At 69.3% G+C, this 26,385-nt stretch carries 27 protein-coding genes; 18 read left to right on the top strand and 9 right to left on the bottom strand.

Annotated features, from left to right (window positions below):
- Position 1: 1 nt before the first annotated feature.
- On the top strand, positions 2-1,165 hold the full coding sequence (locus ACE3UA_RS07445; RefSeq protein WP_374643787.1) for an ABC transporter permease: 1,164 nt from the start codon (positions 2-4) through the stop codon (positions 1,163-1,165).
- Between the two features lie 82 nt (positions 1,166-1,247).
- On the top strand, positions 1,248-3,329 hold the full coding sequence (locus tag ACE3UA_RS07450) for a dipeptide ABC transporter ATP-binding protein (RefSeq protein WP_374643788.1): 2,082 nt from the start codon (positions 1,248-1,250) through the stop codon (positions 3,327-3,329).
- Positions 3,330-3,369: 40 nt separating this feature from the next.
- On the opposite strand, the gene ACE3UA_RS07455 is transcribed toward ACE3UA_RS07450, so the two are convergent.
- Entirely contained in the window at positions 3,370-3,981 is a 612-nt protein-coding gene (locus tag ACE3UA_RS07455; protein WP_374643789.1) for a lytic transglycosylase domain-containing protein, read from the bottom strand.
- Positions 3,982-4,203: 222 nt separating this feature from the next.
- Here ACE3UA_RS07455 and ssb point away from each other — a divergent pair, with 222 nt between their 5' ends.
- The 8 genes from ssb to ACE3UA_RS07495 all read left to right on the top strand — a co-directional run bounded on the left by ssb (position 4,204) and on the right by ACE3UA_RS07495 (position 9,983).
- Positions 4,204-4,728, top strand: a complete 525-nt coding sequence (gene ssb / locus ACE3UA_RS07460; RefSeq protein ID WP_374643790.1) for a single-stranded DNA-binding protein — start codon at positions 4,204-4,206, stop codon at positions 4,726-4,728.
- Between the two features lie 67 nt (positions 4,729-4,795).
- A complete protein-coding gene (locus ACE3UA_RS07465; protein WP_197642977.1) occupies positions 4,796-5,149 on the top strand; it encodes an SUF system Fe-S cluster assembly protein in 354 nt (117 codons plus the stop codon).
- 97 nt (positions 5,150-5,246) lie between these two features.
- Positions 5,247-5,927, top strand: coding sequence for a hypothetical protein (locus tag ACE3UA_RS07470; protein WP_374643791.1), 681 nt, complete (start codon positions 5,247-5,249; stop codon positions 5,925-5,927).
- Entirely contained in the window at positions 5,920-6,645 is a 726-nt protein-coding gene (locus ACE3UA_RS07475) for a DUF3307 domain-containing protein (RefSeq protein ID WP_374643792.1), read from the top strand. Before ACE3UA_RS07470 ends, ACE3UA_RS07475 begins: the two co-directional genes overlap by 8 nt.
- A gap of 22 nt (positions 6,646-6,667) precedes the next feature.
- On the top strand, positions 6,668-7,021 hold the full coding sequence (locus ACE3UA_RS07480) for a HesB/IscA family protein (protein WP_374643793.1): 354 nt from the start codon (positions 6,668-6,670) through the stop codon (positions 7,019-7,021).
- Between the two features lie 66 nt (positions 7,022-7,087).
- The gene (gene tpiA, locus ACE3UA_RS07485) at positions 7,088-7,831 is read left to right on the top strand and encodes a triose-phosphate isomerase (protein WP_374643794.1); all 744 of its coding nucleotides are present in this window, start codon (positions 7,088-7,090) and stop codon (positions 7,829-7,831) included.
- Between the two features lie 59 nt (positions 7,832-7,890).
- A complete protein-coding gene (locus ACE3UA_RS07490) occupies positions 7,891-8,808 on the top strand; it encodes a DMT family transporter (protein ID WP_374643795.1) in 918 nt (305 codons plus the stop codon).
- A complete protein-coding gene (locus ACE3UA_RS07495) occupies positions 8,808-9,983 on the top strand; it encodes a cytochrome P450 (protein WP_374643796.1) in 1,176 nt (391 codons plus the stop codon). The genes ACE3UA_RS07490 and ACE3UA_RS07495 overlap by 1 nt, the downstream gene beginning before the upstream one ends.
- An 83-nt stretch (positions 9,984-10,066) precedes the next feature.
- Here the strand turns inward: ACE3UA_RS07495 and ACE3UA_RS07500 are convergent, their stop codons facing one another.
- Positions 10,067-10,528, bottom strand: coding sequence for an Lrp/AsnC family transcriptional regulator (locus tag ACE3UA_RS07500; protein ID WP_197642985.1), 462 nt, complete (start codon positions 10,526-10,528; stop codon positions 10,067-10,069).
- A 144-nt stretch (positions 10,529-10,672) separates the two neighbouring features.
- Here ACE3UA_RS07500 and ACE3UA_RS07505 point away from each other — a divergent pair, with 144 nt between their 5' ends.
- The 5 genes from ACE3UA_RS07505 (at position 10,673) to ACE3UA_RS07525 (ending at position 14,696) form a co-directional block, all read left to right on the top strand.
- Positions 10,673-10,978 carry a DUF2849 domain-containing protein gene (locus ACE3UA_RS07505; protein WP_374643797.1) on the top strand — a complete coding sequence of 102 codons (306 nt, stop codon included), beginning with the start codon at positions 10,673-10,675 and terminating at the stop codon, positions 10,976-10,978.
- A 5-nt stretch (positions 10,979-10,983) separates the two neighbouring features.
- On the top strand, positions 10,984-12,654 hold the full coding sequence (locus ACE3UA_RS07510) for a nitrite/sulfite reductase (RefSeq protein WP_374643798.1): 1,671 nt from the start codon (positions 10,984-10,986) through the stop codon (positions 12,652-12,654).
- Complete coding sequence (locus ACE3UA_RS07515) at positions 12,644-13,396, top strand: phosphoadenylyl-sulfate reductase (protein WP_374643799.1); 753 nt, start codon at positions 12,644-12,646, stop codon at positions 13,394-13,396. The genes ACE3UA_RS07510 and ACE3UA_RS07515 overlap by 11 nt, the downstream gene beginning before the upstream one ends.
- A complete protein-coding gene (locus tag ACE3UA_RS07520; protein WP_374643800.1) occupies positions 13,393-13,797 on the top strand; it encodes a DUF934 domain-containing protein in 405 nt (134 codons plus the stop codon). Before ACE3UA_RS07515 ends, ACE3UA_RS07520 begins: the two co-directional genes overlap by 4 nt.
- Positions 13,798-13,874: 77 nt before the next feature.
- Positions 13,875-14,696: a ferredoxin--NADP reductase gene (locus tag ACE3UA_RS07525; RefSeq protein WP_374643801.1), complete on the top strand. Its 822-nt coding sequence runs from the start codon at positions 13,875-13,877 to the stop codon at positions 14,694-14,696.
- Between the two features lie 204 nt (positions 14,697-14,900).
- Here ACE3UA_RS07525 and ACE3UA_RS07530 read toward each other — a convergent pair whose 3' ends face one another.
- A complete protein-coding gene (locus ACE3UA_RS07530) occupies positions 14,901-15,461 on the bottom strand; it encodes a hypothetical protein (RefSeq protein WP_374643802.1) in 561 nt (186 codons plus the stop codon).
- 210 nt (positions 15,462-15,671) lie between these two features.
- Between ACE3UA_RS07530 and infC the strand changes: the two genes are divergently transcribed.
- Positions 15,672-16,211 (top strand): translation initiation factor IF-3, encoded by a 540-nt coding sequence (gene infC / locus ACE3UA_RS07535; RefSeq protein ID WP_354001316.1) that lies wholly within the window; start codon positions 15,672-15,674, stop codon positions 16,209-16,211.
- Positions 16,212-16,260: 49 nt separating this feature from the next.
- On the opposite strand, the gene ACE3UA_RS07540 is transcribed toward infC, so the two are convergent.
- From ACE3UA_RS07540 to ACE3UA_RS07565, 6 genes are all read right to left on the bottom strand, one after another.
- Positions 16,261-17,256, bottom strand: coding sequence for a molybdopterin-binding protein (locus tag ACE3UA_RS07540; RefSeq protein WP_374643803.1), 996 nt, complete (start codon positions 17,254-17,256; stop codon positions 16,261-16,263).
- Positions 17,257-18,243, bottom strand: a complete 987-nt coding sequence (locus tag ACE3UA_RS07545; protein WP_374643804.1) for an XdhC family protein — start codon at positions 18,241-18,243, stop codon at positions 17,257-17,259.
- Positions 18,244-18,323: 80 nt separating this feature from the next.
- Complete coding sequence (locus ACE3UA_RS07550; protein WP_374643805.1) at positions 18,324-20,612, bottom strand: OmpA family protein; 2,289 nt, start codon at positions 20,610-20,612, stop codon at positions 18,324-18,326.
- A gap of 148 nt (positions 20,613-20,760) precedes the next feature.
- Complete coding sequence (locus ACE3UA_RS07555) at positions 20,761-22,011, bottom strand: VWA domain-containing protein (protein ID WP_374643806.1); 1,251 nt, start codon at positions 22,009-22,011, stop codon at positions 20,761-20,763.
- Positions 22,012-22,079: 68 nt separating this feature from the next.
- Complete coding sequence (locus ACE3UA_RS07560) at positions 22,080-22,991, bottom strand: AAA family ATPase (RefSeq protein ID WP_374643807.1); 912 nt, start codon at positions 22,989-22,991, stop codon at positions 22,080-22,082.
- Positions 22,992-23,038: 47 nt separating this feature from the next.
- Positions 23,039-23,914: a LysR substrate-binding domain-containing protein gene (locus tag ACE3UA_RS07565; RefSeq protein WP_374643808.1), complete on the bottom strand. Its 876-nt coding sequence runs from the start codon at positions 23,912-23,914 to the stop codon at positions 23,039-23,041.
- Between the two features lie 90 nt (positions 23,915-24,004).
- Between ACE3UA_RS07565 and ACE3UA_RS07570 the strand changes: the two genes are divergently transcribed.
- Both ACE3UA_RS07570 and ACE3UA_RS07575 read left to right on the top strand, forming a co-directional pair.
- Positions 24,005-25,225: an acyl-CoA dehydrogenase gene (locus ACE3UA_RS07570; protein ID WP_374643809.1), complete on the top strand. Its 1,221-nt coding sequence runs from the start codon at positions 24,005-24,007 to the stop codon at positions 25,223-25,225.
- A gap of 108 nt (positions 25,226-25,333) precedes the next feature.
- Entirely contained in the window at positions 25,334-26,362 is a 1,029-nt protein-coding gene (locus tag ACE3UA_RS07575; protein ID WP_374643810.1) for a glycosyltransferase family 2 protein, read from the top strand.
- Positions 26,363-26,385: the final 23 nt, after the last annotated feature.

The raw sequence follows: 26,385 nt of genomic DNA on the forward strand, positions 1-26,385 counted from the left end.
GATGGACAACCTTGCCTATACCGCCATCCTGGGCCGCATCCTGGCACAGTTCCTGCCGGTCTGGATCGCGCTTGCCGCGACCTTCGCCCTTTCCATCGCCTTCAAGCGGCGGCTTGGCCTTTACGGCAAGCTCTTCGACAGCCCGGTCGGCATGATCGGCTTCGGCATCGTGATGTTCTGGGTCTTCACCGCGCTTTTCGCCGACCAGATCGTCACCTTCGACCCCTATGCCCAGTTCTCGGGCATGAAGAACAAGCCGCTGGGGACGATCCTGAAAGGCGCGGCCGAGGGCGACTACAGCCACTTCCTCCTGGGCGGCGACCACCTGGCCCGCGATGTCTTCAGCCGGATGGTGATGGGGGCGCGCTCGGTCCTGTCGATCGCGCCGCCGGCCACGCTCTTTGCCTTCATGGTCGGGATCACCCTGGGGGTGCCGGCGGGCTATTTCGGCGGCAGGCTCGACACCACGCTGTCGTTCATCGCGAACCTGGTGCTGGCCTTCCCGGTGATCCTGCTGTTCTACCTGCTGGTCACGCCCGAGATCCGGCTGACCGGCATCCCGGTCGCCATGGCCGCGGTCCTGTTCCTGTTCCCGATCCTTTTCCTGACCGTGCTTCTGAACGCGCGCTTCTTCACCAACCCGATGAAGCGCAACCTCTATGTCGGCCTGGTGCTGGTCCTGGGGTTCTGGGCCTATTCCGGCCTTGCCTTCAACAAGGACCCGCTCGGGATCTGGCGGATGGACCCGAACCTCCTGAACGTCTTCGTCTCGGTGGTCTTCGTGAACGCGCCCACCGTGTTCCGCATCGTGCGCGGCATCGTGATGGACCTCAAGGCGCGCGACTATGTGGCGGCGGGCCAGACCCGGGGCGAGGGCCCCTGGTACATCATGCTGTGGGAGATCCTGCCCAATGCGCGCGGGCCGCTGATCGTGGACTTCTGCCTCCGGATCGGCTACACCACGATCCTGCTCGGCACGCTCGGCTTCTTCGGCCTCGGTGTCGCGCCGGACAGTCCCGACTGGGGCTCGACCATCGACGACGGCCGCAAGACGCTTGTCCTCTTTCCCCATGCCGCCGTCGCCCCCGCGCTTGCGCTGATGAGCCTGGTCCTCGGCCTGAATCTCCTGGCCGACGGGTTGCGCGAAGAAAGCCTGAAGGACTGATGCCCTTCTTCTGTTTCCAAATATCCCACGGGGGTCCGGGGGTGTGAAACCCCCGGTCCGCCGCCCGCCAAAGGAGACGACCATGGCCGACTGGGACCCGTCGAAACCGATCCTGGAAATCGAGCACCTCTCGATCAGCTTCTTCACCCGCCTGCGCGAGATCCCGGCGGTGATGGATTTCTCCTGCACCGTCATGCCGGGAGAGGCGATGGGGCTGGTGGGCGAGTCGGGTTGCGGCAAGTCCACCGTCGCCCTCGCGGTGATGCGCGAGCTGGGCAAGACCGGCCGGATCACCGGCGGCAGCATCCGCTTCAAGGGCCGCGACCTGACCCGGATGGGCGAGGAGGAACTGCGCCACATCCGCGGCTCGGAGATCGCGATGATCTACCAGGAGCCGATGGCCAGCCTGAACCCCGCGATGCGGATCGGCGCGCAGCTCGCGGAGGTGCCGATGATCCATTCCGGCATGGGCCGCGCCGAGGCGTGGAAGCTCGCCCGCCAGATCGTCGCCGACGTGCGCCTGCCCGACCCCGACCGGATCCTCGAAGCCTATCCGCACCAGCTCTCCGGCGGCCAGCAGCAGCGCATCGTGATCGCCATGGCGCTGATGGCCAAGCCGGCGCTGCTGATCCTGGACGAGCCCACCACCGCGCTGGACGTGACGGTCGAGGCCGGGATCGTCGATCTGGTCAAGGACCTGGGCGAGAGATACGGCACCTCGATGCTGTTCATCAGCCACAACCTCGGCCTGGTGATGGATGTCTGCGACCGCATCTGCGTGATGTATTCCGGCGAGGCGGTGGAGACCGGGAATGTCGGACAGGTCTTCGACGAGATGCGCCACCCCTATACCCAGGCGCTCTTCCGCTCGATCCCCCTGCCCGGCGCCGACAAGAACGCGCGGCCGCTGATCTCGATCCCCGGCAACTTCCCGCTGCCGCACGAACGCCCGCCGGGCTGCAATTTCGGCCCGCGCTGCGACTATTTCCAGCAGGGGCGCTGCGACGCGGCCGAGGTGCCGATGGTTCCGGTGCCCGGCAGCGACCGGCACGAAACCCGCTGCTTGCGCTGGAACGAGATCGACTGGACCGCCCCGCCGGCCGCGCGCGCGGTGAAGGAAAAGGCGAAGGTCGGCCCGGTGGTCCTGAAGATGGAGGAGCTGAAGAAATACTACTCGGTCGCGGGCGGGGCTTTCGGCGGCGGGGCCAGGAAGGTGGTGAAGGCGAACGAGACCCTCAGCTTCGAGGCGCATGAGGGCGAGACCCTGGCCATCGTGGGCGAGTCGGGCTGCGGCAAGTCGACCTTTGCCAAGGTGCTGATGGGGCTGGAGACGGCGACCTCGGGCAGCATCATGCTGTTTGACGAGAACGTGCAGTCGACCCCGATCCAGAAGCGCAACACCGACACTGTTTCCAGCGTGCAGATGGTGTTCCAGAACCCGTTCGACACGCTCAACCCCTCGATGACCGTGGGCCGGCAGATCATCCGCGCGCTGGAGATCTTCAAGTTCGGCAAGACCGACGCCGACCGCCAGGCGCGGATGCTGGAGCTTCTCGACCTGGTGAAGCTTCCGCGCGCCTTCGCGGACCGGATGCCGCGCCAGCTGTCCGGCGGGCAGAAGCAGCGGGTGGGGATCGCGCGCGCCTTCGCCGGGGGCGCGAAGGTGGTGGTGGCGGACGAGCCGGTCAGCGCGCTGGATGTCAGCGTGCAGGCCGCCGTGACCGACCTTCTGATGGATATCCAGCGCGAGAACCGCACGACCCTGCTGTTCATCAGCCACGACCTCGGGATCGTGCGCTATCTGAGCGACCGGGTGATGGTGATGTATCTCGGCCATGTGGTCGAGATGGGCACGACCGATCAGGTCTTCAGCCCGCCCTACCACCCCTATACCGAGGCGCTGCTCTCGGCCGTGCCGATCGCCGACACCCATGTCACCCGCAAGCGCATCGTGCTGGAGGGCGACATCCCCTCGGCGATGAACCCGCCGCCGGGCTGCCCGTTCCAGACCCGCTGCCGCTGGAAGTCCCAGGTGCCGGGCGGCCTCTGCGACCGCGAGGTGCCCCCGGTGCAGGTGCTGGAGGGCGGCCACCAGATCAAGTGCCACCTCTCCCGCGAGGTTCTGGAGAAGATGGAGCCGGTGATCAAGATCGCCGCGGAATAGGCGGGGCTGGGGTGGGTGAATCACCTCGCTGCGCGGCGCCTCAGCCCAGGATCGCCTTCACGTAATTCTCGGTCTCGGCATAGGGCGGGATCCCCTCATGCTGCTCCACCGCGCCGGGCCCGGCGTTGTAGGCGGCCAGCGCCAGCCGCCAGCTGCCGAACTTGTCGTACATCATCCGCAGATAGCGCGCGCCGCCGTCCAGGTTCTCGGCCGGGTCGTCGATGTCCACCCCCAGCTTCGAGGCCGTCCCCGGCATCAGCTGCGCCAGCCCGGTCGCCCCCTTGTGGCTGACCGCGCCGGGATTCCAGCCGGACTCCCGCTGCACCAGGCGCAGGAACAGGTCCTCGGGCACGCCATGCTTGCGCGCGGCGGCCTTGGCGACCTCGAGATACTCGCCCTTGTAGCTGCCGCGGAACTTCGGCACCGTCTCGGCCGCCGCCGCCTCGCCGGCCTTGAACTTGGGCGTATACTTGACCGAGCCGCTGTATTGCTTCTTCAGCTTGCGGTCGATCAGGTCGGCCTGCGAGGCGAAGATCGCCGTCCGCGACTTGGTCGAGCCGCTGAGCTTCAGCCCCTCGGCCACCGCTTCGCCGCCGAGACAAAGCCCGAAGGCCAGCGCAAGCCTGGCGATTGCCGTGCCGGAAGCCGTCACCTGACACCCCGTCCCCTGTTCTTGTCGCGGGCGACTATATCCGGGCGCAGGAATTTTTCCAGCCACGAATCGGCGGGCTTTCCCCACCCTGCCGCGCCCCCGGGGCGGGAAACCGCCGATTTCGGCCGCATCCAAGCCGAGTTGCAGCGGTGCCGGGGCGCCGGTATAGGATTTGTAAACCATCCGCCCCGATGCTGGCGCGGACCAGAACAGGAGAATCGCATGGCGGGGTCGGTCAACAAGGTCATCCTCATCGGCAGGCTTGGCGCAGACCCCGAGTCGCGCAGCTTCCAGAACGGCGGCAAGGTGGTGAACCTGCGCATCGCAACCTCGGAAACCTGGCGCGACCGCAACACGGGCGAGCGCAAGGAACGCACCGAATGGCATTCGGTCGCGATCTTCAGCGAACCGCTGGCCAAGATCGCCGAGCAATATCTGCGCAAGGGCAGCTCCGTCTATATCGAGGGGCAGCTCGAGACGCGCAAATGGCAGGACCAGTCCGGCCAGGACCGTTACTCGACCGAAGTCGTGCTGCGGCCCTTCACCGGCAACCTGACCCTGCTTGGCGGCCGGGGCGAGGGCGGCGGCGCGGGCGGTGACCGCGACATCGGCCATGACGAGGGCGGCTATGGCGGTGGCGGCTACGGCGGTGGCGGGTCGCAGGGTGGCCGCGGCGGCTTTGGCGGCGGATCGCAGGGCGGCGGGGGCGGCCGGTCCTCGGACATGGACGACGAAATCCCGTTCTGAGCGGCTCTGGACCTTGGTCCGCGTATTCCCTATATAATCGGTCAACAACCAGACCGGGACCATAGCCATGCAGGACCAGATCGAGGGCGCTCCGCTGATCAAGCCCTCCAGCACCGACCATCCGCTGTATCCGGAGATCGTCGAGGCCTGCCGCACGGTGTTCGACCCCGAGATCCCGGTGAACATCTACGACCTCGGCCTGGTCTACACGATCGAGATCGGCCCCGAGAACGAGGTCGACATCATCATGACCCTCACCGCCCCCGGCTGTCCGGTGGCGGGCGAGATGCCGGGCTGGGTCGCCAATGCGGTGGAACCCCTGCCCGGCGTGAAGCAGGTCGATGTCCACATGACCTTCGATCCGCCCTGGGGCATGGACATGATGTCCGACGAGGCGCGGCTTGAACTGGGGTTCATGTAGGGCTTTGCCTTGGGTCATTGCAAAGTGATTGCATTGCATCCCTGACAGGCAAAACATTTCCCTTGCATCCGATATTCGCAAACCGGATACTTTGCGGATGACCAGGATTGTCGCCATCCTTACCGGGGACCTGATCCGCTCGACCGAAGCCTCGCCGCAGGCGGTCGACCAGGCGATGCGGATCATCCGCGACTGCGCCGCCGCCCTGGGTCCGCGCAGCGATTTCACCCGCTTTCGCGGCGATGGCTGGCAGATCCGCCTGGTCCGGCCCGGCGACTGCCTTTGGGCCTGCCTGCTCATCCTGGCCCGGCTGCGCGGCGCGCCGGAACTGCCCGGCTGCCGGATCGCGGTGGGCATCGGCGCGGAATATCCGACCGGGGCGACCGGGGCGACCGGGGCGACCGACCTCTCCACCGCCATGGGCCCCGCCTTCACCGCCTCGGGCCGGGCGCTGGACCGGATGAAGCCCGACCGCCTGCTGGCGCTGGACGGGGAACGGCCCGGCGGCGGCGGGATCGACCTGTTCCAGAAACTCGCCTTCACCGTCGCCTCCGGCCTTGCGGGACGCTGGACCACGGGCCAGGCCGAGGCGATGGCGCTGAAGCTGGATCCCGGCAGCCCGGCCGACGACCGCCGGTCGAACGAGACGATCGCCGGAAAGCTCGGCATCACGCGGCAGGCGGTGGACGCCCGGCTGCGCGCCGCCGACTACCCGCTGCTGGAGGAGATGATCCAGGCCTTCCGGACCAGCTTCACCCCCGAGGCCGCCGATGCCTGAAACCCTCGCCGCCCTGATCCTGGCGCATGTCCTTGCCGATTTCGTGTTCCAGACCGGCTGGATGGTCGCGAGAAAGCGCCGGTGGCAGGGGCTTGCCGCGCATGGCGCGGTGGTGCTGGCCACGGCCATCGCCGCGACGGGCTGCCTGGACTGGAGCCTGCTGTGGCTTGCCGCGCTGCATGTCGCCATCGACGCCCTCAAGGCGCGGACGCGCGGCGGGCTGCACCCCTTTCTTCTGGACCAGGCGGCGCATCTGGCGACCCTTCTTGCCCTTGCCCACTGGCAGCCGGCGCTGTGGGAGAGCGGTCTCTGGGCCGGACTCGCCCCGCTGCCGGGGCTGATGATCCTGGTCGCGGGGGCCGTCGTCGCCACCCGCGCGGGGGGCTTTGCGGTGGGTTTCCTGATGGCGCCCTTTGCCGCCCGGCTTTTGCCCGAGGTGACGGCCGAAAGCCTGCCCGGCGCGGGGCGGGTGATCGGCCTGCTGGAGCGCGGGCTGATCTTCGCGCTGGTCCTGCTCGGCCAGCCCGAAGGCGTGGGCCTGCTGATCGCGGCGAAGTCGATCCTGCGTTTCGGCGCGGTCAAGGACGACCGGGCGCTGTCGGAATATGTGATCATCGGCACGCTGGCCTCGTTCGGCTGGGCGCTGGTCGCGGCCTATGCCACCGTCGCCGCGCTGACTGCCCTGCCCCCGCTTGGAATCCTTCCGGTCTCGCCCTAGATTGGGGGAAAAGGAGCATCCCATGTTCGGCATTCCAGGCAAGGCCGCCGTGACCATGACCCCCGCCGCCAGCCGCCAGATCGCGCGGCTGATGTCGCGCCAGGGGTCCTCCGGCCTGCGCATCGGCGTCAAGAAGGGCGGCTGCGCGGGCATGGAATATACCATGGACTACGTTTCGGAGGTGAACCCGCTGGACGAGGTGGTGGAGCAGGACGGTGCGCGGGTGATGATCGCGCCGATGGCGCAGATGTTCCTGATCGGCACCGAACTGGATTATGAGACCGGCCTGATCGAGAGCGGCTTCAGGTTCCGCAACCCCAATGTGGTCGAGGCCTGCGGCTGCGGCGAGTCGATCAAGTTCCGCGACGAGGGGTGAGCGCGTCCCTTTCCCTTTCCGGCCCGACCGGCTAGTCCGGTGCAGACAGCAGGGAGACCCGCGCCGATGAAGAAGCTCGCCGCCGGAAACTGGAAGATGAACGGCACCGGGGCCGACCTGGCCGAGGTGCGCGCGCTGATCGCCGCCCGGCCCGAGCCCGGCTGCGACATGCTCCTCTGTCCGCCCGCCACGCTGATCGCCCGCATGGCCGAGGTCGCGCGCGGCTCGGCGCTGAGGATCGGCGGCCAGGATTGCCACGCCAATGCCTCGGGCGCGCATACCGGCGACATCTCGGCCGCGATGCTGCGGGACGCGGGCGCCAGCCATGTCATCCTTGGCCATTCCGAGCGCCGCGCCGACCATGGCGAGACCGACGCCCAGGTGCGCGCCAAGGCCGAGGCCGCGATCGGCGCGGGCCTTGTCGCCGTCGTCTGCATCGGCGAGACCGGGGCCGAGCGCGACGCGGGCCGGACGCTGGCCGTGATCGGCGGCCAGCTTGACGGCTCGATCCCCCCCACCGCGGATGCGGCCACCCTGGTCGTCGCCTATGAGCCGGTCTGGGCCATCGGCACCGGCCGCACCCCGACCCTGGCCGAGATCGCCGAGGTCCACGCCTTCCTGCGCAGCCGGTTGCGCGGGCTGATCGGGGCCGGGGCCGAAGACCTGCGCCTGCTCTACGGCGGCTCGGTCAAGCCCTCGAACGCGGCCGGGATCTTTGCCGTTCCCGATGTCGACGGCGCGCTGGTCGGGGGCGCCAGCCTGAAGGCCGCCGATTTCGCCGCGATCGTGGCCGCGCTCGCCGACGCCTGACGACAGGAAGGGTCGCGGATGGACGAGCCCCACCGCCCCCGGCCCCCTAGCGTGACCCGATGACCGCGATTTCCCCGACCACCCAACGGCCGCTTCTGCTGGCGAACCTGATCTGCCTGGCCTCGATGGTGGTCTGGGCCGCCGGCCTGCCCGCCGCCGACCTGATCCTGCCGCACATGCCGCCGGTCGCGCTGACCGCCGGGCGGGCGACGCTGGCGGCGCTGGTCCTTTTGCCGCTGTGGTGGCTGGTCGAGGGCCGCCGCGCCGTCCTGCGGGCGAACTGGCTGGCCGGGGCCTGGATCGGCTTTGTCACCCTGGGCCTTGCCTCGTTCTTCATCGTCATCGCGCTGCGCTACAACGACGCGGTGACCGTGGCGATCGTCACCGCGGTGATGCCGGTGATCGGCATCCTGCTGGAATGCATCGCCGACAAGCGCCCCTTTACCCGGTCGCTGGCGGTGGGGCTGGTCCTTTCGGTCGGCGGCGGCCTGATCGCCGTCAGCGGGGCGGGGGGACGGGTGGATTTCGGGGTCGGCATCCTCGCCGCCCTCGCCTCGACCCTGTGCTACACCTGGGGCTCGCGCGAGACGGTGCGCGCCCTGCCCGGCCTCACGCCGCTGGGCCGCAGCAGCGTGACCATCGCGGGCTGCGCCGCCGTCGCGCTGGTGGCGGCGGTGGGCGACGGGTTGATCCGCGGCCAATGGCCGGACTGGCAGGCCATCGGCCCGGCCGAATTCGCGGGGCTGGCGGTCTTCGGCATCGGCTCGCTGGCGATCAGCCAGCTGCTCTGGATCATCGTGGTCGGACGCCTGGGCATCGGCGCGGCCTCGATGCACAGCAATGCCACGCCCTTCTACACCATGGTCATCGTCTTCCTGCTTGGGGGGGCCTGGAACTGGTGGCAGACCCTGGGCGCCGCCATCGTCGTCCTTGGCGCGCTGATCGCCCAGGGTCTGCTCATCCGGGAGAGCCGCTGATGCAAAGCCTGGCGCAGTCGCCCAAGGATCCCGGCTTTGTCCAGGATCCCTACCCGTTCTACGAACGCGCCCGGGCGCTCGGCCCCTTCTTCCACTGGCAGGACTACGACCTGACCTGCACCGGCAACGCAGCCGCCGTGAACGCGATCTTCCGCGACCGCCGCTTCGGACGCGAGCCGGTCTCGCCCCCGGCCATCCCGCCGCATCTCGCCCTCTTCTACGCGGTCGAGGCCCATTCCATGCTGGAGCTGGAGCCGCCGCGCCACACCCGCCTGCGCAACCTGGTGCTGCGCGCCTTCACCTCGCGCCGGATCGCGGGCCTTGCCCCCGACATCGCCGCGCTGGCGACCGAACTGGCCGAGGCCATGCCGGAGGGCGAGGTCGACCTGCTGGCCGCCTTCGCCCAGCCCCTGCCCGTCCGCATCATCGCCCGCCTGCTGGGCGTGCCCGAGGCGATGGCGCCGGAGCTGCTGCACTGGTCGAACGCGATGGTCGGCATGTACATGGCCGGCCGCAGCCGCGCGATGGAGGACAAGGCGGTGGCCGCGACCGGGGCTTTCGTGGCCTTCCTGCGCGCCTATGTCGAGGAGCGCCGCGCCCGGCCCGCCGATGACCTGATCACCCATCTGATCGCCGCCGAGAGCGAGGGCGAGAAGCTGTCGGGCGACGAGCTGATCTCGACCTGCATCCTGCTGCTGAACGCAGGCCATGAGGCGACGGTGCACACGATCGGCAACGGGGTGAAGGCGCTGCTGGAAAGCGGACCGCCCCCCGGGGCGCTGGACCCCGACAACATCGAGGCGACGGTCGAGGAGATCCTGCGCTTCGACCCGGCGCTGCACATGTTCACCCGCTGGGCCTATGACGAGGTGGAGGTCATGGGCCACCGCTTCCAGCGCGGCGACAAGGTGGGGCTGTTGCTGGCCGCCGCCAACCGCGATCCCGGCGTCTGGGAGGCCCCGGCCCGCTTCAATCCCGCCCGCCCGCCGAAGCCGCTGGCCACCTTCGGCGCGGGCCTGCATTTCTGCGTCGGCGCGCCGCTGGCCCGGCTGGAGTTGCAGATCGCGCTGCCGATCCTGTTCCGGCGCCAGCCCCGGCTGCGGCTGGCCGCCCCGCCGCGCTATGCCGATGTCTATCACTTCCACGGGCTCAAGGAACTGCGCGTCTCCACCTGACGCGCCGCTGTCCGAAAGCATCCCCGCCGGAAGCCCCGACGACGAGACATATGCGCGTCAGCGCACCGCCTGAAAGCCGCCGGTCACAGCGGCAGGACGGTGGTCGACTTGATCTCCTCCATGCTGAGCAGCGCGGTCACGTTGTAGATCCGCACCTCGGAAATCAGCGCCTGATAGAAGGTGTCATAGGCCCGGGCGTTCTTGACCCGCACCTTCAGGATATAGTCGATGTCGCCCGCCAGCCGATGCGCCTCCAGCACCTCGGGCCGCTCTTTCAGCGCCTTGAGGAACTTGCGCTGCCACTCCGCCTCATGCTCGGAGGTGCGGATCAGCACGAAGAAACAGGCCTCCAGCCCCAAGGCCTCGGCATCCAGGATCGCGGTGGTCCGGGTGATCACGCCCTGCTCGCGCATCCGGCGGATCCGGTTCCAGACCGGGGTCTTGGACGAGCCCACCTTGCGCGCGATCTCGTCCAGCGACTGCTCGGCATCCTGTTGCAGTTCGGACAGGATTTTCCGGTCCAGATCGTCCAGCTGGGCCGCCATTCGCTTCCTCCCGCGTTTCCCGGAACCCTGTTCCGCCATGTCGCAGTATCGGAACAATCATCCTTATCTGCAAGGGCCGCTGGCCATGACAAGGGAAAATATCCTATATTCCATCCCGACACCCCTGACCGGAAGGGCCCGACCATGAGCCGCCGCTTCACGCCGAAGATCGTGACCGCCAACCGCCTGCGCGAGGGCGACGTGGTCTATCTGACCGCCGACGACCGCTGGTCGGCGTTTCACCACGAGGCCGAGCTGATCGAGGACGAGGCCCATGCCCAACTGCGCCTGCTGCACGCCTCGGCGCAGAAGCTGGTGATCGTCGGCCCCTATCTGGCCGATGCCAGGCCCGGCCCGCGCGGCCCCGAGCCCACCCATTTCCGCGAGGAATTCCGCACCCGCGGCCCCTCGAACTACAACCACGGCAAGCAAGCCGACCTCGCGAGCTGACGGCCATGTATTCCTACTCCGACTTCGACGAAGCCTTCGTGCGGTCGCGCGTCGCGCAGTTCGCCAACCAGATCGAACGCCGGCTGGACGGCAGCCTGACCGAGGACGAGTTCCGCCCGCTGCGGCTGATGAACGGGCTTTACCTGCAGCTGCATGCCTACATGCTGCGCGTGGCGATCCCCTATGGCACGATCAGCCCGCACCAGATGCGGCAGCTCGCCACCATCGCCGACACCTGGGACAAGGGCTATGGCCATTTCACCACCCGGCAGAACATCCAGTTCAACTGGCCGAAACTGCCCGAGGTGCCCGCGATCCTGGCCGCGCTGGCCGATGTCGAGATGCACGCGATCCAGACCTCGGGCAATTGCGTGCGCAACGTGACCGCCGACCATTTCGCCGGCGCCGCCGCGGACGAGATCGCCGATCCCCGCCCCTACGCCGAGCTGCTGCGCCAGTGGTCCACCGACCACCCGGAATTCCAGTTCCTGCCGCGCAAGTTCAAGATCGCCATCACCGGCGCGCCGAACGACCGCGCCGTGACCGCCGCGCATGACATCGGGTTGCGCATCGTCCGCAATGCCGCCGGCGAGACCGGCTTTCAGGTGCTGGTGGGCGGCGGCCTGGGCCGGACGCCGATGGTGGCGATGGTGGTGCGCGACTTCCTGCCGGAAGCCGACCTGCTGCCCTATGTCGAGGCGGTCCTCAGCGTCTACAACAGCTTCGGCCGCCGCGACAACAAGTTCAAGGCGCGGATCAAGATCACCCTGCACGAGACCGGCAAGGACGAGATCACCCGCCTGGTCGAGGCCGAGTTCGCCCGGCTCCGCCCCCTCTTCGGCGGCAACGACCAGGCGCTTCTGGCCGAGATCCGCGCGGCCTTCGCGCCCCCCGCCTTCCGCGATGCGCCGGTCGAGGCCTATGACGCCTTCCACAAGGCCGACCCGGTGTTCCGCGCCTGGGCCGACACCAACCTCACCGCGCATCGCAACGGCCAGTATGCCATCGTCACCGTCAGCCTGAAGGCGCCGGGCAAGACGCCGGGCGACGCGACCAGCGACCAGATGCGGCTTCTGGCCGATCTGGCGGAACGCTACGGCCATGGCGACCTGCGCATCAGCCACGAGCAGAACGTGATCCTGCCGCATGTCCACAAGTCCGACCTGCCGGTGCTGCATGCGGCGCTGGTCAAGGCGGGCCTCGGCACCGCGAACGTCGGGCTGCTGTCCGACATCATCGCCTGCCCCGGCATGGATTATTGCGCCCTTGCCACCGCCCGCTCGATCCCCGTCGCGCAGGAACTGGCGACGCATTTCGAGGCGTTGAAGCTGGAGCATGAGATCGGCCCGCTGAAGATCAAGATCTCGGGCTGCATCAACGCCTGCGGCCACCATCATGTCGGCCATATCGGCATCCTCGGCCTCGACCGCGCGGGGGTGGAGAATTACCAGATCACCCTGGGCGGCGACGGCACCGAGGATGCGGTGATCGGCGAGAAGACCGGCCCCGGCTTTGCCTATGACGAGATCGTGCCCGCGATCGAGCGCATCCTGCGCGCCTATCTGGGCCTGCGGCAGGAGGCGTCGGAGACCTTCCTCCAGGCCTTCAAGCGGGTCGGGATGGAGCCGTTCAAGGCCGCCCTCTACGCCTCCGAGGCCGCGCAAGATGCCGCGTGACGGGCGCCACGAAGGCCCCGTCGCCGGACGGGTCGCGGCGCTGAACGCACGCTACCGGCACCATTCGGCGACGGCGGTGCTGGAGCATGCGCTGGCGGACCATGACCTGGGCCAGGTGGCGCTGGTTTCCTCCTTCGGGGCGGAATCGGTGGTGCTTCTGCATCTGGTCAGCGTCATCGCGCCCGAGACGCCGGTCCTGTTCATCGACACGCGGATGCTGTTCCAGGAAACGCTCGACTACCAACGCGAGCTGGCCGAGAAGCTGCATCTCTGCGACGTGCGCACCATCCGCGCCGCCCAGCCGCGCGTGGCCTTCGAGGATCCGGACAACACGCTGCACCAGTTCAACACCGACGCCTGCTGCAACGTCCGCAAGGTCGAGCCGCTGGAGCGCGCGCTGGCGCCCTTCGACGGCTGGATCACCGGCCGCAAGCGGTTCCAGAACGCCGACCGGGGGACCATCGACTTCTTCGAGAACGAGGGCGACTTCCGGATCAAGGTCAACCCGCTGGCGCATTGGGGCCGCGAGGACCTTGAGGAATACATGGTGGAAAACCGCCTGCCCCGGCACCCGCTGGTGGCGAAGGGCTATCCTTCGATCGGCTGCGCGCCCTGCACCAGCCCGGTGAAGCCGGGCGAGGACCCCCGCGCCGGGCGCTGGCGCGGCCAGGCCAAGACCGAATGCGGCATCCATTTCATCGACGGCAAGGCCGTTCGCACTCCGAAGGAGAACGCGGCATGAGTATCATCGTGACCGATGCGGGCTTCGCCCCCGCCCCCGAGCGCCGGATCCCGGCTCTGGCCGAGCTGACCGCCGAGGCGACGGCCGTGGACCTTGCGCAGACCGACGATCCCTCGGTGCTGGAGGGGCGGCTGGACCGGCTGACCCTGATCCGCGTCGCCTTCCCGGCCTTCAACGACGGCCGCGCCTTCACCCTGGGCCGCAAGCTGCGGATGCTGGGCTACAAGGGCCAGCTGCTGGCGCTGGGGCCGGTGATCGCCGACCAATATGCCATGCTGCGCCGGGTGGGCTTCGACGGGGCCGAGATCCCGGACGAGATCGCCGCCCGCCAGCCGGCCGAGCAATGGCAGTTCCGCGCCGACTGGCAGGCGCATAATTATCAGGCCCGGCTGCGCGCCTGATCCCTTTCCGCTTCGCAAACGGGCCGCAGGGGAAAGGCTTCCCTTGGCGCGCCCGCTCGCCTATGGAGGGCAAAACAATGACCGAGGCCCTGATGATGGACGTCGCCCGCACCAAGCCCCACCTGCCCGACGCGCAGACCGTGACCCAGGTCACGCACTGGACCGACCGGCTGTTCTCGTTCCGCGTGACGCGCCCCGCCTCCTTGCGGTTCCGGTCGGGCGAGTTCGTGATGATCGGGCTTCTCGGCGACAACGGCAAGCCGCTGCTGCGGGCCTATTCCATCGCCTCGCCCAGCTGGGACGAGGAGCTGGAGTTCTATTCGATCAAGGTGCCGGACGGCCCGCTGACCTCCAAGCTCCAGCACATCCAGCCGGGGGACGAGATCATCCTGCGCCCCAAACCCGTGGGGACGCTGGTCCACGACGCGCTTCTGCCCGGCAGCCGGATCTGGTTCCTGGCGACGGGGACCGGGATCGCGCCCTTCGCCAGCCTGATGCGCGACCCCGAGACCTATGACAAGTATGATCAGGTCATCATGATGCACACCTGCCGCGAGGTGGCGGAGCTGGAATATGGCCGGCAACTGGTGGAGAGCCTGAAGGATGATCCACTGATCGGCGAGATGGTCGGGGACAAGCTGCTTTACTATCCCACCACCACCCGAGAGGCCTCGGCCCGGATGGGGCGGATCACCGACAACCTGACCAGCGGAAAGGTCTTCGCCGATCTGGGACTGTCCCCGATGGACCCGGAGGAAGACCGGGCGATGGTCTGCGGGAGCCTTGCCTTCAACCACGACGTCAAGGCCGTGCTGGAGAAGTTCGGGCTGCGGGAAGGGGCGAATTCGGAGCCGCTGGAATATGTGGTCGAGAAGGCCTTCGTCGGCGACGGGATCTGATCCGTCCACAGTAGACAGGCCCGGGCCACCACGGGATTTCAATGGGTTGCAAGGCCGCGTCAACATGACCTCAACCAGAATGAGAAAGGCCGCGAGGGCGATCCCCGCGGCCTTTCTCATTCCCTGCGGCAGCGCCCGAAAATGAAGAAGGCCGCAGGATCGCTCCTGCGGCCTTCGGCTTCGGCTTCGGCGGGGGCCGAAGGGTTACATGCCCAGAGCGGCCTTGACCTGGGCCACGGTGTCGGCGACCAGCGCCGGGTTGGCGCGGGCGGCTTCCACGGCGGTCTTCAGCGTGGTCTTGGTGGCGTCGTCCAGGGTCGAGCCGTCGATCAGCGTGACCACGGCATCGGCGTTGAAGTTCGCCGGGTCCAGCGCAGCGGCAGCCGCGTCGGTGGCGGCGGCGGCACCTTCGGTCACGGCCTCGGTCGCGGTGGTCGCGGCCTCGGTCGCGGCTTCGGTGGCGGCGGCGGTGCCTTCGGTCACGGCATCGGCCGCGCCTTCGACGGCCTCGGTCGCGGCATCCGTCGCGGCCTCGGTCGCGGTGGCGGCGGCTTCGGTGGCGGCAGCGGCGTCAGCCTCGGCCTTGGCGGCGGCTTCGGCGGCGGCGGCTTCGGCGGCGGCAGCCTCGGCAGCGGCGGCTTCGGCGGCCTTGGCGGCGGCCTCCTGCTCCATCGCGGCCTGTTGCGCCGGCTTGTAGCTGAACTGGTAATAGCCCAGGCCGGCGAGAATGATGACGATCGCGCCGATGATGACAGTTCTGTTCATGTCAAATACTCCCTTGTCCCGGACTGGGGCCCGGACGCTGGTGATATGGCAGCTTGGCGCGGCAATGAAAAGCCCATGCAGGCGCCAAGGGGCCGCAAGCCCGGATTTTCGCTGTTTTTCTGGCCCTGCGGCCCTGCTGCCGGGTTGCGGCTTGTCCCAAGGGGGACTAGATTGCCGCCGCCGAACCGCAATGACCAAAGGACAACTGCCATAGCCCGCCGCCCGCACAATGCCCCGCCGCAACGCGAAACCGGACCCCGTATCAACGACCGTATCCGCGCTCCGGAGATCCGCCTGATCGGGGCGGATGGCGAAAACGTCGGGGTGGTCACCCCCGCGCGCGCCTTGCAGATGGCTCAGGACGCGGGCCTCGACCTGGTCGAGATCTCGCCCACGGCCGTGCCGCCGGTCTGCAAGATCATGGATTTCGGCAAGTTCAAATACGAGAACCAGAAGCGCGAGGCCGAGGCGCGCAAGAAGCAGAAGATCATCGAGATCAAGGAAATCAAGTTCCGGCCGGGCACCGATACGCATGACTATGACGTCAAGATGCGTTCGGTGATGAAGTTCCTGGGCGAAGGCGACAAGGTGAAGGTCACCCTGCGCTTTCGCGGCCGCGAGATGGCGCACCAGGAGCTGGGGCTGGAGCTGTTGAACCGGGTCGCCGCCGAAGTGGGCGAGGCCGGAAAGGTTGAATCCATGCCCAAGCTGGAAGGCCGGCAGATGGTGATGATGATCGCGCCGAAATAGGGCCTGCGATTTCAGCCTGGACCAGTGCGGGGGCAGTCTGCCCCCGTTTTCATTTCGCCTCGCGCAGCCGGCCGCGCTGGGGGATTTCCTTCAGAAGCCCGCCCACCCCCATGGCCGCGATATCCGCGCCGGTGACCGGGATGCCGCAGATCACCCGCTCCAGCACCCAGTCGGCGCCGTTCAGGGCGGGGCTTCGCACGCAGCCGGGCAGGCCGATGACGGGCGTGGCACCCAGGCGGCCGAGGAAGAGCAGGTTGCCGGGATCCACCGGCATGCCGAAGCGTTCGATGCAGCCCCCGGCCCCGCGGACCGCGGCGGGGGCCACGTCCTGCGGGTCGGAGGTGGCCGAGGCGGTGAGGATCAGGACCAGATCGGCGGGCGGCAGGCCGGTCAGCGTGGCGGCCAGCGCCTGGGTATCATGCGGGCAGCGCAGATGGGCGGAGAGCGCGACGCCAAGCGCGGCAAGGCGGTTGGCGATCGGCTGGATGCCAAGCTCGCGCGTCCGGGGGGAAAGCTGCGTCTCGACCAGCACGGCGGTGCGGAGGCGCGCGGGGCAGAGGCGCAGGGCCCCCGCCCCGGCCTCGGCCGCCTTGGCCACCGAGGTCGAGGGAACGGCATAGGCGATGATCTTCACCGTCGCGGCCATCTCGCCCTCGGCAAGGCGCTGCCAGGGGGCGACGGTGGCCAGGGTGATCATCGGGTCGACCGCATTCAGCGCCTGCACGCGGTCGGCCAGCACCTCGGCGATGCCGGGCGCGGCGGCGTGCAGGTTCACCCTTCCGGTGCCGACCGGGGCCAGGCGCAGCCCGGCCTTGTCGGGATCGGGGACGAGCGCGCGCGCGACGGCAAGCGCCGCGGCATCCTCATGCATGTCGCCGGGATCAAGCCGGGCGACGGTGACCCGGGTCAGGCCGGCCGCCTCGAGCGCGGCGAGTTCGTTCGGGCCGAGATGGCAACCCTTGCGCAGCCGGCCCTGCGGCAGGGCGACGGAATGGGCGAGGATCGCGCCTTCGGCCAGGGCAAGGGGGACCGGGCCGAAGCGCATTCAGGCCCGCAGGACCTGGGTGATCTGGGCCATGATGCTGACCGCGATCTCGGCCGGGCTGCGCGCGCCGATGTCCAGCCCGACCGGGGCGTGGATCCTGGCGATGTCCCCGGGCGGGATGCCCAGGGCCGCCAGCCGGTCGAGGCGCTTGGCATGGGTCTTCTTCGAGCCGAGGCAGCCGAGGTAGAAGGCGGGCGAGGCGAGTGCGGCGCGGATCGCGGGATCGTCGAGCTTGGGATCGTGGGTCAGCGTGACGACGGCGGTGCGGGCGTCGGGTTTCAGCGCGGCCATGGCCTCGTCCGGCCAGTCGTCGAGGATGGTTTCGCCGGGAAAACGCGCCTGCGATCCGAAGGCGGCGCGGGGGTCGATCAGCGTGGGTGCATAGCCGCAGGTCCGGGCGATGGCGAGGAGCGGCTGGGCGATGTGGACCGCGCCGACGACGATCAGGCGCAGCGGCGGGTTGTGGATGGCGATGAAGCGGCCGTCCTCCTCGGTGCCGGAGCGGTCGGAGCGGAAGCGGGCGTCGGCGGCGGGATCCTCGCCCGGCGCGAGGAGCTGGCGGGTCCAGCCCTCTGGCCGGGTGACGAGGGCGAGGGCGCGGGGCGCGGCGCGGGCCTCGACCAGGGTGGCGAGGGTGGCTTCGGGCAGGGCCTCGGCCCCCTCGCCCACGGGTTCGACCAGGATGCGGATGGTGCCGCCGCAGGCGAGGCCGGCGGCGAAGGCGGTCTCGTCCGAGACGCCGAAGGTCAGGAGGCGCGCGCGGCGGTCCCGGAGGGCATCGAGCGCCTCGGTGACGACCGCGCCCTCGACGCAGCCGCCGGAGACGGAACCCTGCATCTCGCCGGTGCCGGAGACGACGAGCTGGCTGCCGGCCTGGCGCGGGGCGGAGCCCCAGGTCTCGACCACGGTGGCGAGGGCGGCGCCGAGGCCCTGGCGGTGCCAGCGCAGCGCGGTTTCGGGGATCTGGTCATGGGCGGCGCGGGTCATGGGCGCGAGTATGTCGCCCGGCGCGGCGCTTTGCCATGAAAAACGGAAGGCCGCGGGGAAACCGCGGCCTTCCAGGGGTCTTACTCGGCCGAGGCGGTGCGCATCAGCGGGGTGATCACCCGCACCTCGACCCGGCGGTTGGCGGGCTCGCTGGCCTGGGTGTCGACCAGAAGCTCGGTCTCGCCATAGCCCTGCACGACCATGTTTTCCGGCGGGATGTCGAAATACTCGGTCAGGGCCAGCGCCACCGATTCGGCGCGGCGGTCGGAGAGCGCCAGGTTCATCGCCGCCTTGCCGGTCGCGTCGGTATGGCCCTCGATCAGGAAGACCTCGCGCGGGTTCTCGTCCAGAAGCTCCTGCATCACCCGGCCGAGGTCGGTGAGGTTGCGCGCCTCGTCGGCGGCGATGGCGGCGGAGCCGGAGGCGAAGGTGATGTTCTCGACGTCGATCACCGCCGCCAGCGCCCGGACCTGGGGAATCTCGCGGATCTGGCGGAGCGAGAACTTGCGGCCCGCCCGGTCGGCCTCGAGTGCCGCCAGTTCGCGCTTCAGCGCGGCGTCATTGTCCGAGGAGGAGATGACGATGCGCTTCTTCGGCTTCGGCAGGTCGCGGACCACCACCACTTCCTCGGGTTCGAGGTCGTCGATCAGCACGATCTCGCGGCCAAGATCGTCATAGGTCGCGCGGCGCAGCACGCGGCCGGTCGCGTCGCGGATCGTGACCACCTGGGTCCCGTCGCCGCGCTGCACGATGGTGCGGGTCGAGCCGTCCTTGAAGGTCTCGGTCCGCACGTTCGAGCCGGGCTGGCGGATGATGGTGTCATCGTCCTTCAGCACCCGGTAGGTGCCGTCGGGCTGCAGCACGATCACGCGGTCGCCGGTATTCGACACCACGCGGGAATCCCCCATCGACGAGTAGACGGGCGTTCCGGCGGCGGCTTCCCGGTTGTTCTTGATGATCGCGCCCACCGCGAGCGCGCCGAGAACCAGAAGCCCGGCCTTTTCCAGGTCCGAAAGGCCGCTCTTCTTGCCATCGGCGAGCCTGACGGGCGCCGCGGCGAATTCCTCGGCCGAGGAGCGGGTGTTCTCCCTGGTCACGGTTTCCTCGACCACCGAGGCCACCAGATCGGCAGGGGCCGGGGCGATCTCGACCGGCTGGCCCGCCTCGGCCTCGGGGCGGGAGGCGAGGACTTCGGCGGCTTCCAGCGACGCAGGGTCGATCGCGGTCGGATCGGCGGTCAGGAGCTTGGTCAGGGTCTCGACCTCGGTCTCGCTGACCACGGGGGCCTCGACCGGCTCGGCCTCGGCCGCCGGGGCCGGTTCGGCGACGGCAAGACCGGCGGCGGGATCGACGATCTCGCCCGATTCGGTGATGGCGAGTTCGGCTTCCGCGGCCTGAAGCGCCTGGGCGGCGGCCTCGGGGTCGATCACCTCGCCGGTGGCGGGGTCGACACTCGCCTCGGCGGAAGCGGCGGCTTCGGCTTCGGCGGCGGGTTCCTCGGCTGCGGGCTCCTCGGTCACGGCTTCATCGGCCGCAGGTTCCTCGGCGGCGGGTTCCTCGGTCACCGCTTCATCGGTTGCCGGTTCCTCGGCTGCGGGTTCCTCGGTCACGGCTTCGTCGGTCGCCGGTTCCTCGGCTGCGGGCTCCTCGGTCACGGCTTCTTCTGCCGCAGGTTCCTCGACTGCGGGCTCTTCGGTCACCGCTTCCTCGGCCGCCGGTTCCTCGGCGGCGGGTTCCTCGGTCACGGCTTCATCGGCCGCCGGTTCCTCGGCTGCGGGCTCCTCGGTAACGGTCGCCTCGGGCGCAGGCTCTTCGACTGCGGCGGGTTCTTCGGCAGCGGCGGCGGCTTCGGCGGCGGCGGCGTCTGCGGCGGCCTGGGCTTCGGCTTCGGCCTGGGCAGCGGCCTCGGCTTCGGCGGTAGCGGCGGCTTCCGCCTCGGCCTGGGCCTGGGCGGCGGCCTCGGCTTCGGCCTGGGCCTGGGCAGCAGCCTCGGCGGCGGCCTGGGCCTCGGCCTCGGCGGCGGCCTTGGCTTCGGCTTCCGCAGCGGCGGCGGCGGCGGCTTCCGCCTCGGCCTGAGCCTGGGCGGCGGCCTGGGCCTCGGCTTCGGCAGCGGCGGCCTCGGCCGCGGCGGCTTCGGCGGCGGCGGCGGCTTCAGCCTCGGCCTGGGCGGCAGCTTCCGCCTCGGCCTGCAGCTTGGCCACGATGGCATCGAAATCGCAACCGGCGTCGGCGCTCGGCGTGCAGAGCACCGTTCCGTCCGGCCCGGTCACGGACCCGTCCTCGTTCAGCACCTGCGCATAGGTCGGCAGCGTGCCCATGGGGCTGATCGCGACCGACAGCGCGGTGGTGGAGATCAGAAGCTTTCTCATGGTCCAGAGGTCCCTATCCTGATGGTCGAGCGGAAAACGCGGACGATTCGCCCTTGGTTCCCGGCACGGATGCCCATAACAAAGGCATCGGGGGCGTGATATGCGATATCATCGCCTTGCCAAGCCATAACTTCATGCAAACGCTGGCCTATTCGCGAAGAAGCGCCAGAAGCCGGGCCTTCTCGCCGCTGTCGCCGGGGTCCGAGACGGCCCGGCCCAGGGCCTCGAGCGAGGCGATGGAATGGCCGGCGCGGAAACTGTCGACATGCGGCAGCATGGCGCGGATGCCGGCTGCCTTCGGCGCAAAGCCGGTCCAGCGCAGAAGCGGGTTGAGCCAGATCAGGCGGCGGCAGGACAGGTGGAGGCGCTCGATCTCCCGGGCCAGAAGCCCCGCATCGTCGCGGTCGAGCCCGTCGGTGATCAGCAGGACGACCGCCCCCTGCCCCAGCACCCGGCGCGACCAGTCGCGGTTGAAGGCATGAAGCGACTGGCCGATGCGGGTGCCGCCGGACCAGTCCTGCGCCTCGGCCCCGGCGGCGCGGAGGGCGGCGTCCACGTCGCGGGCGCGCAGGTGCCGGGTGATGTTGGTCAGCCTTGTGCCGAAGGTGAAGGCGTGGACCCTGGCCCAGCCCTGGCCCTTGCGGTTGGCGACGGCGTGGACGAAGTGCAGCACCATGCGGCTGTAGTCGGACATCGAGCCGGAGATGTCGCAGAGCACGATAAGGTTTGGCCAGCGGGTCACGGGGGCCTTGCGGGCAAGGGTGGTGATCTCGCCGCCCCGGCGCAGGGCCTCGCGCAGGGTGCGGTGCGGGTCGATCCGGCGGCCGGCCGGGGTGGCGCGGCTGCGGCGGGTGACGAGGGGGCGGACGGGCAGCGAGAGGCGGGCGAGCATCCGCCGCGCCTCGGCGATCTCGGCGGCGGACATCTGCTCGAAGTCGAGGGTTTTCAGGCGCTCCTCGGCCGACATGGTGGCGGAGGCGTCGATCTCGATCTGCTCCGGGGCCTCGCCGGTCTCGGGCATCGGGGGGAGCTGGCCGTCGAGCAGCGCCTCGGCGGCGCGTTTCTCGGCCGCCTGGGCGGCGCGCTCCTCGGCCACGCCGCGCAGCTGGGGCAGCATGAGCGACATCATGTGCTCCATGTAGCGCGGGTCGCGCCAGAACAGGCGGAAGACCTGGGCGAAGGTGGCGCGTTCCTCGGGGCGGGAGACGAAGACGGCCTGCAGGGTGTGGAAGAAATCGTCCTTGCGGGCGAAGCCGGCGGCCTCGACGGCGCGGATCGCGTCGAGGGTGCGGCCGGGGCCGACGGGAAGGCCGGCCTTGCGCAGGGCGCGGGCGAAATGGGCGAGGTTCTCGGCCAACTTGCCGTCTTCGGGAAGGGGGAGATCGGGGTAGCTGGGCACTTTCGACAAGCCCCGGGGGTTTCACACCCCCCGGCCCCCCGGTGGGATGGTTGGGGACAGAAAATGCGTCATGCGGGCGTCAGTTCGCGTTTGACCTCGTCGAGGAGGCGCCTGGCTTCGGAGCCCTGGATCCTGGCGATGTCGTCCTGGTATTTCAGGATCGCGCCAAGCGTGTCGGCGATGACCTCGGGCGAGAGGGAGATGACGTCGAGGGCGAGGAGGCATTTCGCCCAGTCGATCGCCTCGGCCACGCCGGGTTTCTTGAACAGGTCCTCGTGGCGCAGGCGCTGGACGAAGGCCACCACCTCGCGGGACAGGGCGGCCCGGGCCTCGGGGACGCGGGCCTGCAGGATCGCGAGTTCGCGGTCGAAGGCGGGGTAGTCGACCCAGTGGTAGAGGCAGCGGCGCTTCAGCGCGTCATGCACCTCGCGGGTGCGGTTCGAGGTGAGGATGACGATGGGCGGTTCGGGGGCGCGGATGGTGCCGAGTTCCGGGATGGTGACCTGGAAGTCGGAGAGCGCCTCGAGAAGGAAGGCCTCGAAGGGTTCGTCGGTGCGGTCCAGCTCGTCGATGAGGAGGACGGGCGCGCCGCCGGGCTGCGGGCGCATGGCGGCGAGGAGCGGGCGTTCGATCAGGTAGTCTTCGGTGAAAAGCTCGGTCTTGAGCGCGTCGCGGTCGGCCCCGCCCTGCGTCTCGGCGGTGCGGATGGCGATCATCTGGGCGGCGAAGTTCCATTCGGCGACGGCGGAGGCGGCGTCCAGCCCCTCGTAGCATTGCAGGCGGATCAGGCGGCGGTTCAGCGCGGCGGCGAGGGTCTTGGCGATCTCGGTCTTGCCGACGCCGGCCTCGCCCTCGAGAAACAGCGGGCGGCCGAGTTTCAGCGCGAGGAAGACCACGGTGGCCAGCGCGCGGGAGGCGACATAGCCCTGGCCCGCAAGGAGCTGTTCCACGCCGTCGATGTCGCTGGGAATGGTGGTCAATCGCTGCCCCTGCCTTTCGGGCAGGTTGTCCGGGCGGCGGGCGGCGGTCAAGCCGTTTCGCAGGCGAGCCAGTCGCGGAAGGAGCGGAGCGGCGCGCGCGAGGGGGTGGCGCGGGGCCAGACGAGGTAATAGCTGCCAAGCGCGGCCACGGCGGGGCCGAAGGCCGGGACCAGGCGGTGCTCGGCAAGTTCGCGCTGGATCAGGAAGGTGGGAATGAGGGCCAGGCCCATGCCGTGGATGGCGCCCTGGGTCAGGGTGGCGAACTGGTCGAACATCATGCCGGGCGGGCGCTGGCCGGGGGCGCCGTGGTGCGCCAGCCAGCGGCCCCAGTCGCCGGGGCGGCTTTCCAGTTGCAGGAGCGGCTGGGCGAGGATGTCGGTGGCGCGGCCGAGCGGGGGCAAGCCGGGGGCGGCGACGGCCAGGACCTCTTCGTCCATCAGCTTCAGGTAGTCGACGCCGGGCCAGTCCTGCCGGCCGTAATGGATCGCGGCGTCAAAGGCGGTGCCGGCGAAATCGAAGGGGCGGAGCCGGGTGGAGAGGTTGACGGTGACCTCGGGGTGGCTTTGCGCGAAACGGGCAAGGCGCGGGGCGAGCCAGTGCATCCCGAAGGCGGGCAGGATCGCGAGGTTGAGCGAGCCGCCGGTCGGGTTGGCGCGCAAGGTGATCGAGGCGGAGGCGAGGAGGTGGAGGGCCTTGCGGACCTCGGCCACATAGTCCTGCCCTGCGGGCGTCAGGCGCAGGCGCTGGCGCTCGCGGATCAGGAGGGGGACGCCGAGTTGTTGCTCGAGGGTCTGGAGGGCGCGGCTGATCGCGCCCTGGGTCAGGCTGAGTTCCTCGGCCGCGGCGGAGGCGGTGCCGAGGCGGTCCACGGCCTCGAGCGCCATCAGGGCCGGGATCGGCGGCAGGTAGCGGCGGGGGAGCATTATGAGTTTCCCTCATGAACCCGTGCAGGGGTTTCGATAGAACAGGCCAGCCTTTCATGCAAGGATGCCGGCAACAATGGAGGCCTGATCATGCTTGACGCACCGAAACTGAAAGCCAAGGACGCCCCGGACCTGAGCCGCTTCGACTGGGAGGATCCCTTCCGGCTGAACGACCAGCTGACCGAGGAAGAGCGGATGCTGCGCGACGCGGCGCGGGCCTATGCGCAGGAAAAGCTGCAGCCGCGCGTGGTGGCGGCCTATCGCGAGGAAGAGACCGATCCCTCGATCTTCCGCGAGATGGGGGAAATGGGGCTGCTGGGCGTGACCGTGCCCGAGGAATACGGCGGGCTCGGCGCCTCTTATGTGGCCTATGGCCTGGTCGCGCGCGAGGTCGAGCGGGTCGATTCGGGCTATCGCAGCATGATGTCGGTGCAGTCGTCGCTGGTGATGTATCCGATCTATGCCTATGGCACCGAGGCGCAGCGACGGAAATATCTGCCGAAGCTGGCCTCGGGCGAGTTCATCGGCTGTTTCGGGCTGACCGAGCCGGATGCGGGGTCGGACCCGGCGGGGATGAAGACCACGGCGAAGAAGACGGCGAACGGCTATGTGCTGAACGGCGCGAAGATGTGGATCTCCAACGCGCCGATCGCGGATGTCTTCGTGGTCTGGGCCAAGTCCGAGGCGCATGGCGGCAAGATCAAGGGCTTCGTGCTGGAGAAGGGCATGAAGGGCCTGTCGGCGCCGAAGGTGGGCGGCAAGCTCAGCCTGCGCGCGTCCATCACCGGCGAGATCGTGATGAAGGACGTGGAGGTCGGCGAGGACGCGCTTCTGCCGCATGTCGAGGGGCTGAAGGGGCCGTTCGGCTGTCTGAACCGGGCGCGTTATGGCATCAGCTGGGGCGTCATGGGCTCGGCCGAGTTCTGCCTGCACGCGGCGCGGCAATATGGGCTGGACCGCAAGCAGTTCGGCAAGCCGATCGCGGGGACGCAGCTTTACCAGCTGAAGCTGGCCAACATGCTGACCGAGATTTCGCTGGGCCTGCAGGCGTCGTTGCGGGTCGGGCGGCTTCTGGACGAGGCCAATGCGGCGCCGGAGATGATCTCGATCATCAAGCGCAACAACTGCGGCAAGGCGCTGGAAGCCGCCCGCTGGGCCCGCGACATGCATGGCGGCAACGGGATTTCCGAGGATTTCCAGGTGATCCGGCATATGGTGAACCTGGAGACGGTGAACACCTACGAGGGCACGCATGACGTCCATGCGCTGATCCTGGGCCGCGCGATCACCGGGTTGCAGGCGTTTTTCTGAGGTTGGCCGGGCTTTGCCGCCCGTGCTAGTCCTGCGGGGCGCAGCACGGGCGGAGAGGGCGGATGCCTGGGGCGGGGATATCTTGGCAAGGATGAAAGGGCGGGCGCGGTGAGGATCACGGCCGTCCTGACCGTGCGGAACGAGGGCGCCTTCCTGCTGGAATGGCTGGCGCATCACCGGGCCGCCGGCATCACCGATTTCCTGGTCTTTTCCAACGACTGCCAGGACGGCACCGACGCGATGCTGGACCGGCTGGCCGCGATGGGCTGGCTGGTGCATCTGCCGAATCCCGGGCCGCATCCCGAGGGGCCGCAATGGGCGGCGCTGAAACGGGCGGACCGGCATCCGCTGGTGACGGGGGCGGACTGGCTGCTGCCGCTGGACGTGGACGAGTTCGTCAACGTGCATGTCGGCGACCGGACGATCCCGGCGCTGCTGACCGCGCTGCCCGAGGCGACGGCGATCCCGCTGACCTGGCGGCTTTTCGGCAATGCCGGGGTGGTGGGGTTCGAGGACCGGCCGGTGACCGAGGTCTTCACCCGCGCGGCCCCGGCGGTGCTGCACTGGCCCTGGCGGGCGCAGCTGTTCAAGACGCTGTATCGCAATGACGGCAGCTACGGCAGGCTGGGGGTGCACCGGCCGCGCCGGCCCGATCCCGCGCGCCGGCCGCGCTGGTTCGACGGCTCGGGGCGGGAGTTGCCGGCGGTCTATCACGGGACGCGGATCTTCTCGGCCCCGGGGCAGGACCATGGCCGGCTGGTGCAGCTGAACCACTACCCCCTGGGCGCGGTGGAGAGCTATGTCCTGAAATGCGACCGGGGCCGGGCGGTGCATGGGGGCGACCGGCTGGGGATGGACTACTGGGTAGAGCGCAATTTCGTGGCCGTGGAGGACCGGACGGTGTCGGGGCTGGCGAGCGGGACGCTGCGCGGGGAGCTGCATGGCGATCCGGTCCTGGGGCCGCTGCACCGGGCCGCCGTCGCCTGGCGCCGGACACGCTTTGCCGCACTGATGGCCGAGGAACCCTGGCGCGCGCTTTACGGCCGGCTCCTGCTGGCCCCGCCCAGCCGGATCCTTTCCCCGGCCGAGGCCGAGACGGTCTGGAAACCCTGGGCGCGGGCAACCACCAAGGGTTGAGCCTTGTGCGTTAACCCATTCGC

Source organism: Tabrizicola sp., from assembly GCF_041919135.1.
Lineage (GTDB): Bacteria > Pseudomonadota > Alphaproteobacteria > Rhodobacterales > Rhodobacteraceae > Tabrizicola.

What these genes read in the sequence shown, in the direction of transcription:
- ACE3UA_RS07445 (WP_374643787.1), top strand. Translation starts at nt 2, where the DNA reads ATGGACAACCTTGCCTATACCGCCATCCTGGGCCGCATCCTGGCACAG.
- ACE3UA_RS07450 (WP_374643788.1), top strand. Translation starts at nt 1,248, where the DNA reads ATGGCCGACTGGGACCCGTCGAAACCGATCCTGGAAATCGAGCACCTC.
- ssb (WP_374643790.1), top strand. Translation starts at nt 4,204, where the DNA reads ATGGCGGGGTCGGTCAACAAGGTCATCCTCATCGGCAGGCTTGGCGCA.
- ACE3UA_RS07465 (WP_197642977.1), top strand. Translation starts at nt 4,796, where the DNA reads ATGCAGGACCAGATCGAGGGCGCTCCGCTGATCAAGCCCTCCAGCACC.
- ACE3UA_RS07470 (WP_374643791.1), top strand. Translation starts at nt 5,247, where the DNA reads ATGACCAGGATTGTCGCCATCCTTACCGGGGACCTGATCCGCTCGACC.
- ACE3UA_RS07475 (WP_374643792.1), top strand. Translation starts at nt 5,920, where the DNA reads ATGCCTGAAACCCTCGCCGCCCTGATCCTGGCGCATGTCCTTGCCGAT.
- ACE3UA_RS07480 (WP_374643793.1), top strand. Translation starts at nt 6,668, where the DNA reads ATGTTCGGCATTCCAGGCAAGGCCGCCGTGACCATGACCCCCGCCGCC.
- tpiA (WP_374643794.1), top strand. Translation starts at nt 7,088, where the DNA reads ATGAAGAAGCTCGCCGCCGGAAACTGGAAGATGAACGGCACCGGGGCC.
- ACE3UA_RS07490 (WP_374643795.1), top strand. Translation starts at nt 7,891, where the DNA reads ATGACCGCGATTTCCCCGACCACCCAACGGCCGCTTCTGCTGGCGAAC.
- ACE3UA_RS07495 (WP_374643796.1), top strand. Translation starts at nt 8,808, where the DNA reads ATGCAAAGCCTGGCGCAGTCGCCCAAGGATCCCGGCTTTGTCCAGGAT.
- ACE3UA_RS07500 (WP_197642985.1), bottom strand. Translation starts at nt 10,528, where the DNA reads ATGGCGGCCCAGCTGGACGATCTGGACCGGAAAATCCTGTCCGAACTG.
- ACE3UA_RS07505 (WP_374643797.1), top strand. Translation starts at nt 10,673, where the DNA reads ATGAGCCGCCGCTTCACGCCGAAGATCGTGACCGCCAACCGCCTGCGC.
- ACE3UA_RS07510 (WP_374643798.1), top strand. Translation starts at nt 10,984, where the DNA reads ATGTATTCCTACTCCGACTTCGACGAAGCCTTCGTGCGGTCGCGCGTC.
- ACE3UA_RS07515 (WP_374643799.1), top strand. Translation starts at nt 12,644, where the DNA reads ATGCCGCGTGACGGGCGCCACGAAGGCCCCGTCGCCGGACGGGTCGCG.
- ACE3UA_RS07520 (WP_374643800.1), top strand. Translation starts at nt 13,393, where the DNA reads ATGAGTATCATCGTGACCGATGCGGGCTTCGCCCCCGCCCCCGAGCGC.
- ACE3UA_RS07525 (WP_374643801.1), top strand. Translation starts at nt 13,875, where the DNA reads ATGACCGAGGCCCTGATGATGGACGTCGCCCGCACCAAGCCCCACCTG.
- ACE3UA_RS07530 (WP_374643802.1), bottom strand. Translation starts at nt 15,461, where the DNA reads ATGAACAGAACTGTCATCATCGGCGCGATCGTCATCATTCTCGCCGGC.
- ACE3UA_RS07540 (WP_374643803.1), bottom strand. Translation starts at nt 17,256, where the DNA reads ATGCGCTTCGGCCCGGTCCCCCTTGCCCTGGCCGAAGGCGCGATCCTC.
- ACE3UA_RS07545 (WP_374643804.1), bottom strand. Translation starts at nt 18,243, where the DNA reads ATGACCCGCGCCGCCCATGACCAGATCCCCGAAACCGCGCTGCGCTGG.
- ACE3UA_RS07550 (WP_374643805.1), bottom strand. Translation starts at nt 20,612, where the DNA reads ATGAGAAAGCTTCTGATCTCCACCACCGCGCTGTCGGTCGCGATCAGC.
- ACE3UA_RS07565 (WP_374643808.1), bottom strand. Translation starts at nt 23,914, where the DNA reads ATGCTCCCCCGCCGCTACCTGCCGCCGATCCCGGCCCTGATGGCGCTC.
- ACE3UA_RS07570 (WP_374643809.1), top strand. Translation starts at nt 24,005, where the DNA reads ATGCTTGACGCACCGAAACTGAAAGCCAAGGACGCCCCGGACCTGAGC.